Annotated in this window: 8 protein-coding genes; 3 read left to right on the forward strand and 5 right to left on the reverse strand. The window is 72.6% G+C overall.

Going from position 1 to position 6,562, the window contains the following annotated elements; translation table 11 throughout:
- Positions 1–242 precede the first annotated feature (242 nt).
- Positions 243–1,493: an HNH endonuclease signature motif containing protein gene (locus KBX53_RS17780; protein WP_210860458.1), complete on the reverse strand. Its 1,251-nt coding sequence runs from the start codon at positions 1,491–1,493 to the stop codon at positions 243–245.
- 274 nt (positions 1,494–1,767) lie between these two features.
- On the reverse strand, positions 1,768–2,799 hold the full coding sequence (gene ligD / locus KBX53_RS17785; protein ID WP_210860459.1) for a non-homologous end-joining DNA ligase: 1,032 nt from the start codon (positions 2,797–2,799) through the stop codon (positions 1,768–1,770).
- A 47-nt stretch (positions 2,800–2,846) separates the two neighbouring features.
- Here ligD and msrB point away from each other — a divergent pair, with 47 nt between their 5' ends.
- The gene (msrB, locus tag KBX53_RS17790) at positions 2,847–3,251 is read left to right on the forward strand and encodes a peptide-methionine (R)-S-oxide reductase MsrB (protein WP_030336225.1); all 405 of its coding nucleotides are present in this window, start codon (positions 2,847–2,849) and stop codon (positions 3,249–3,251) included.
- A gap of 12 nt (positions 3,252–3,263) precedes the next feature.
- On the opposite strand, the gene KBX53_RS17795 is transcribed toward msrB, so the two are convergent.
- From KBX53_RS17795 to KBX53_RS17805, 3 genes are all read right to left on the reverse strand, one after another.
- Positions 3,264–3,698 (reverse strand): DUF305 domain-containing protein, encoded by a 435-nt coding sequence (locus tag KBX53_RS17795; RefSeq protein ID WP_247675788.1) that lies wholly within the window; start codon positions 3,696–3,698, stop codon positions 3,264–3,266.
- A gap of 236 nt (positions 3,699–3,934) precedes the next feature.
- Positions 3,935–4,681 carry a lytic polysaccharide monooxygenase gene (locus tag KBX53_RS17800; RefSeq protein WP_030336228.1) on the reverse strand — a complete coding sequence of 249 codons (747 nt, stop codon included), beginning with the start codon at positions 4,679–4,681 and terminating at the stop codon, positions 3,935–3,937.
- Positions 4,682–4,790: 109 nt separating this feature from the next.
- On the reverse strand, positions 4,791–5,066 hold the full coding sequence (locus tag KBX53_RS17805) for an isoamylase early set domain-containing protein (RefSeq protein ID WP_210860461.1): 276 nt from the start codon (positions 5,064–5,066) through the stop codon (positions 4,791–4,793).
- A gap of 157 nt (positions 5,067–5,223) precedes the next feature.
- On the opposite strand from KBX53_RS17805, the gene KBX53_RS17810 reads away from it, so the two are divergent.
- Both KBX53_RS17810 and KBX53_RS17815 read left to right on the forward strand, forming a co-directional pair.
- Positions 5,224–5,484, forward strand: a complete 261-nt coding sequence (locus KBX53_RS17810; RefSeq protein ID WP_030336232.1) for a hypothetical protein — start codon at positions 5,224–5,226, stop codon at positions 5,482–5,484.
- A 211-nt stretch (positions 5,485–5,695) separates the two neighbouring features.
- Positions 5,696–6,562: DMT family transporter (locus KBX53_RS17815; protein WP_210860462.1), on the forward strand; the 867-nt coding region annotated here is incomplete at its 3' end.

A 6,562-nucleotide genomic window follows, 5' to 3' on the forward strand; every position in this document is an offset into this window, starting at 1 on the left:
TGCTAGTCGACAAGATCCACATTGGTACCACGAGAGCTACGTGGCCCGACGGCGGGCCGTCGCCGAGTGGCAGCCCACCGAAGACGCCCCACCTCCCAGCCGTCGTGCCGACTGGCGGCACCGGGTCGGGCTCCGTTCGATGGTGGCAGTCGGTCGGCCTCCGTTCGATGGTGGATGCCGGTCGGCCTCCGTTCGGCGGTGGCAGTCGGTCGGCCTCCGTTCGGCGGTGGCAGTCGGTCGGCCTATGTTCGTTGGTGGTAGTGGTTGCGGCGCGGAATCTGGTCTGGATCGAGCCAGGCCGGCGGCACGAACTCGGGGTGTCCGTTGCCGCCCATCCGGACCAACCAGTCGGTCTGGTGGATGTGCCGGTGGTGGTGGCCGCAGAGCAGCACCGCGTTGTCCAGGCTGGTCGGGCCCCCGTCGGCCCAGTGCCGGATGTGGTGGGCGGCGCACCAGCGGGGTGGCCGGTCGCAGCCGGGGAAGGCGCAGCCGCCGTCGCGCAGCACCAGGGCCCGGCGCAGCGGACCGGTGACCAGGCGACGTTGCCGCCCCACGTCGAGGACCTGACCCGCGCCGCCGAGCACGGCGGGCAGAACGGTGGCGTCACAGGCGAGCCGGCGCACCGTGTCGGGGGTGAGCCGCAGGCCGACGTCGAGAATGCCGCCACCGACCTGCCGCGCCAGCCCGTCGTAGTCGATGGTGACGACGAGTTGGGCCGGGTCGCCGCCGTTCTCGGGCAACTCGCCGGTGCGCAGCGCCAGCCGACACACGTCCGCGAGGGCGTCGTGGCGGCGCTGCCCGGCACATCGGGTGTCGTCCGGCCCGGAGGGTGCGCTCAAAGGATCGATGACGGCACGCAGCACCGCGGCGGCCTCCGCGTCGAGGGTGCCGCTGATCCGCAGCCGCCCGCCGGTCTGCTCGGAGATGGTGACGTGCCGGTCGCGGGTGGCCCGGGCGGCCTCGGCAGCCAGGGCCGCTGCGGCGGCAGCGTCGGCGAGGTCGGGAGCGACATGGTCGAGGATGCGGGTGCCGAGTTTGCGGAGCAGGGTGGGGTCGAACTGCCTGGCCCACTCGACCAGCACACCGACGGCCTTGTCGGCCACCTCGGAGCCCGCCGACGCCGTCACCGTGGCGGCCGTCTCGGCGATGACCCGGGCCTGCTCCACGCTGACCGCCCCGCTCGCCAGGGCGTCACGCACCGCGGGTGGCGCAACGTCGATCGAAGCCGCGAGGCCGACCAGCCGACGCGCGGCCGAGACATCGAGACGTAGCCGCTCGCGCAACCACACCGCTGTGGAGGACGCGCCCTGCGCCAGCGCGACGCCGCGCCCGTCCAACTCCCGGACGACCGCCAACTGCACCGCCGCCAGCCGCTGCTGCAACCGGTGCGTGGCGTCGAGCGCCGCGATGAGATCGCGCTCGGAGAGGGCCCAGGCGGCAGCGTCGGCACAGCTCACCACCGCCGCCTCGGCCCGCACCAACTCATCGATCACATACAAACTCTAGAACAGGTGTACGACAAAAATTCGGCCGTCACAGACGTGCGGAACCACCGGCGCAGGCGCCGCACGGAATGCCTGTCGCCAAGATCCGCACAACATCAGCGATGTTGCTGTCTCCCACCCACCGGAGGCAGCAACATCGGGAAAGTTGCTCGAACCTTGGCGCGACGCGGTGCAAGGCGGCGCGGAGGGCGCGGCGCAAGGCGGGGCGGCGCAAGGCCGGGGCGGCGCGCGGAAGGCCCGCTGGCCCCACCCGGGAAACCCGTCAGGGACCGTCGGGGGTGCGCTTGGCGCGGCTGGGCTGCACCCGCTTGGGTTCGCCGGGCATCTTCGGGTGGTCCGGTGGGTACGGCAGGTCGCCCTGGCCGGCGGCGGCGTCGCGCTCGGCCCACTCCAGCAGCGGGGTGATGTCCCATGGTGTGTCGTCGATGCCGGCGTGCGGGTCACTGCGCTCGGCGAGCCGCGCCGGGACGGTGCGCAGGTCGAAGTCGTCCGGGTCGACGTCGGGCAGCTCGTCCCAGGTGACCGGGGTCGAGACGGTGGCCCGCGCGTTGGCCCGCAGCGAGTACGCGCAGGCGATCGTCCGGTCCCGCGCCATCTGGTTGAAGTCGACGAACACCCGGGTGCCGCGCTCCTCCTTCCACCAGGCGGTGGTGACCAGGTCGGGGTTGCGGCGCTCCACCTCCCGGGCCAGCGCGATGGTGGCCCGGCGCACCTCGGTGAACGTCCAGCGGGGTTGGATGCGCAGGTAGACGTGCACGCCCCGGCCACCGGAGGTCTTCGGCCAACCGGTCGCGCCCAGCTCGTCGAGGAGCGCACGGACCTCCCCGGCGGCCCGGGCCGCGTCGGCGAAGTCGGTGCCGGGCTGCGGATCCAGGTCGATGCGCAGCTCGTCGGGACGGTCGACGTCGGCGGCCCGCACCGGCCACGGGTGGAAGACGATGGTGCCCATCTGCGCCGCCCAGGCCACGTGCGCGAGGTCGACCGGGCACAGCTCCGCCGCGCTCCGGCCGCTCGGGAAGGTGATCTGGGCGGTCGTCACCCACGGCGGAACCCCTCGGGTGGGCACCCGCTTCTGGAAGAACGCCTCGCCCTCGACGCCCTCGGGGAAGCGTTGCAGGGTGGTCGGCCGGTTCCGCAGGGCGCGCATGATCCCGTCGCCGACCGCGAGGTAGTAGTGGAAGACGTCCGCCTTGGTGAACCCCCGCTGCGGGAAGATCACCCGATCCGGACTACTCAGTCGGACGGTGTGCCCGGCCACCTCGATCTCGGCGGCCGTGGCCTTGGTGCCACCCATCCCGCGACCTTATGCCACGCCCCCGACGTTCGACGTACCGTTGACGGGTGAGTCTTGACGACAACGAGCTGCCCCGTACCGACGAAGAGTGGCGGGTCCGGCTGACCCCCGAGGAGTTCCACGTCCTGCGGGAGGCCGGCACCGAACGCCCGTGGACAGGCGAGTACGTGGACACGAAGACCCAGGGGGTCTACCACTGCCGCGCCTGCGGGCTGGAGCTGTTCTCCAGCGACACCAAGTTCGACTCGCACTGTGGCTGGCCGAGCTTCGACGACGCCATCCCGGGCCGGGTCAAGGAGATCGAGGACCGCAGCCTCGGCATGGCCCGCACGGAGATCCGCTGCGCCCGCTGCGACAGCCACCTCGGGCACGTCTTCCACGGCGAGGGTTTCACCCCGAAGGACACCCGGCACTGCGTCAACTCGGTCTCCATCAAGCTGGAACCCCGCTGACCACGGAGCCACTCACTGCGTACCCCTGAGCAGCTCGATCTCGGCGGTCCGGGACTGTTCGACGCGCCGGGCCAGGTCGCGGACCCGGTCGTCGCGGCCGACGTCGACGTGGGATCGGGCCAGGTCGGCGGCCGATCGCTGGTGGTCGGCGAGCACCTCGCGCAACACCCGGTCGACGTCCGCGTCCGGCGCGGTCCGCAGCCGGTCGAGCGCGGCGTCGTCGCCGTGCCCGTCGTGGTGGTGTGCCGCCGCGCTGGCGCCCGGCCCGGCCGTGGCCAGCCAGCCGCGCATCGTGGTCAGCTCGTCGGCCTCGGTCGCCTCGATGGCGGCGGCCAGGGTGCGCAGCGCATCGTCGCGCAGCCGCTCCCGGGCCAGCCGGACGATCTGCAGGGTGCGTTCGCTGTGCCCGACCATGGTGCTGAGGAACACCACGTCGATCCCGCTCATCGCGGCCCCGTCGGTCGACGATCCGACGCCCGCGGACCCGGCCGGCGCTGAGCTGGCCGGGGACGCGGGGGCCGGCTGCGGCACTGCCGACGGACTCGACGTGGGTGATCCGGCGCACGCTCCGCTGAGCAGCAGAGCGGCGACGAGGGACGCCAGTGGGGTACGGCGGGGCATGCCGAGGCTCCGTTCACGCGAGGGTGGCGACACGGGTGCGACCGACCGGCGCACCCGTGCGGTCAGACCTGGAGCCAGAGCGCCGGTACGTTCGGCGGCTCCCAGCCCGCGATCGCGGTGTGCGCCTGCCGGCAGCGGTACGTCGCTCCGCCGTAGGTGACCTGGTCGCCGACCTGGTACGCCCGACCGGCCGCCCAGGTGCCGCCCTGCGCGGGTGGAGTGGTCGGCGTGGGGGTCGGGGTGGGCCGTGGGGTCGCCGTGGGGGTGGGTGTGGGAGTGGGGGTGGGGTTCGTCCCGCCGCCGCCGATCTGCACGTCGATGCAGGAGTAGAAGGCGTTCGCCGTGTCGGAGATGTTCCACACCGCGAGGATCTTCTGCCGGCCGGTGAAGCCGCCGAGGTTGACGTTGTGCGAGACGGTGGCGCCGGGCTGCTGACCGTTGCCGTTGACCACGCCGACGCGGGTGTTGCCGATCCAGTACTCCCAGTTGCTGGTGGCGTGCCGGGCGGTGTTCACCCAGGTGAAGGTCAGCGAGCTGCCCACCGAGGTGGCCGGCCAGCCCCGACTGTCGTCGTTGAGGACGGCGAACTGGGCGATTCCGGCGTTGCAGCTGCGCAGACCCTTGGGCCCTTCGACGCTCTGCGGCTCGTACTTGATCTGCCCGCAGTCGGGCACCCGGCCCTGCGCGCAGAGCGCCTGCCGGCTCGGTGGGGCGGAGACGTAACCGTGCGCCTGCGCGGGGGCGGCGACGGTCAGGGTGGCGGCGACGGCGCCCGCCGCCACCAGCGGAACAGTGATTCTTCGACGCATCGGGGCAGCTCCTTCTCCAGGTGCGGTGAGGTGCCCCTCAACGTAATTTAAACATTGTTAACAGTAAAGACTCTCATCGATAAATACATCGATGGTGACGGTTTTCTTCTCAGAGCCGCAGCAGGCTGCCCCGGTCGTCGACCTGATCGGCGGACTCGTCGTCCAACCAGACGCCGCCGGTGCCGAGGTACCGGAACCGGTGCTCCCCCGGCGGCAGTTTCACCGGCACCGTCCTGGTGCCGTCGCGGCGGGCCACCAACTCGTGTCGACCCGGCTCCCAGCCGTTGAAGGAGCCGACGACGCTCACCGGGCCGGGCGGGACGTCACGGGGCAGGCAGAAGGTGACCCGGGTCTGGTTGCCGAAGAGCCTGTTGCGCTTGATCACGGTGATCCTCCGGGGGTCGCGGCGGTTCACCAGGCACAACGGGCAACACGCCGACGCCGACACGCCGCCACCCGGGTCAGGCGTCGACGTTCCGCCGCGCGCCCCGACAGCCCTGGGGGATTCTGTAGGCACTTGTCCACGTAACGGAGGTTTTTCGGTGGCAACCTGCGAGGTCTGCGGCAACGACTACTGGATGGCGTTCGAGGTGCACACCGTCAGCGGCGACGTGCACACCTTCGACTCGTTCGAATGCGCGATCCACCGGATGGCACCCATCTGCGAGCACTGCCAGGTCAAGATCGTCGGGCACGGTGTCGAGGTCAACGGCCGCTTCTTCTGCTGCGCGCACTGCGCCCGCGCCGTCGAGGGCGCGGTGGGCGCGGAGGTCCGCGACGCCGTCGGCGCCCGCCCGGCCTGACCGCGCCAAACCGGCCGCGGGTCAGCCGGGCCACCAGACTGGGGTACGGTCGTCGCCATGCGACCGTTTCTGGGCGTCCTGCCCCCGCCGCGCTCCTGAGCGGAGCGCCGCGCCTCTCGCCGACCGGGTGACCTGACCCCGCTCGGCCATCCTGTCGTACGCGCTCCGTCGACGTCGTCCCCGTCAACGGCTCACCCTTCGGAGCGCTCCCGTGTCCATCACCCGTACCCCGTTGCCGGCCGCCTCGGCCGCCCGCCACGCCGCCCGCAGCGGCCTGATCCAGATCACCGTCACCGGCGTGCTGTGGGGCACCACCGGCGTGGCGGTGCAACTCCTGCGCGAGGGCACCGGGCTCAGCCCGGTGAGCATCGGCTTCCACCGCCTCGCCATCGCCGCGCTCGTGCTGCTGGCCTGCACCGCCGGCCGGCTCCGCACGATCGTGTCCACGCTGCGCGCCGCACCCGTACCGCTGCTGCTCACCGGCGTCGGCCTCGGCCTCTACCAGGCGCTCTACTTCGCCGCCGTGGCCTGGGCCGGCGTCAGCGTGGCCACCATCGTCAGCCTGGGCCTGGCCCCGGTGCTCGCCGCCGCCTGGGAGTCGGTGCAGGCCCGCCGGCTCCCCGGCCCGCTGCGCCTCGGCACGCTGGTCGCGGCGGTGGCCGGCCTCGTCCTGATCACCGGCGCCACCGGGCAGCCCGGCGCGGCGGCGCCCGCCCCGCTGCTCGGCCTGCTCGCGGCGGCCGGCTCCGGCCTCGGGTACGCGGTGACCACCCTGATCAGCCGCCAGGTGTCGCAGCGCACCGCGCCGATGACCCTGACCACCATCTCCACGGTGGTCGGCGCGCTGACCCTGGCGCCGTTCGCCTTGGTCGCCGGGGTCGGCCTGCCGGTACGCCTGGACACCGTGGCGCTGCTGCTGCACCTCGGCGTGGTCACCACGGCGGTCGCGTACGCGTTGTTCTACGCCGGACTGCGCACCACCCCGGGCAGCGTCGCGGCCGTGCTGACGCTGCTCGAACCGCTCACCGCCGCGGCGCTCGCGGTGGCGCTGCTGCGCGACCCGCTGCCCCTGACGGTG

Source organism: Micromonospora sp. M51 (assembly GCF_018070305.1).
GTDB classification, from domain to species: Bacteria; Actinomycetota; Actinomycetes; order Mycobacteriales; family Micromonosporaceae; genus Micromonospora; species Micromonospora parva.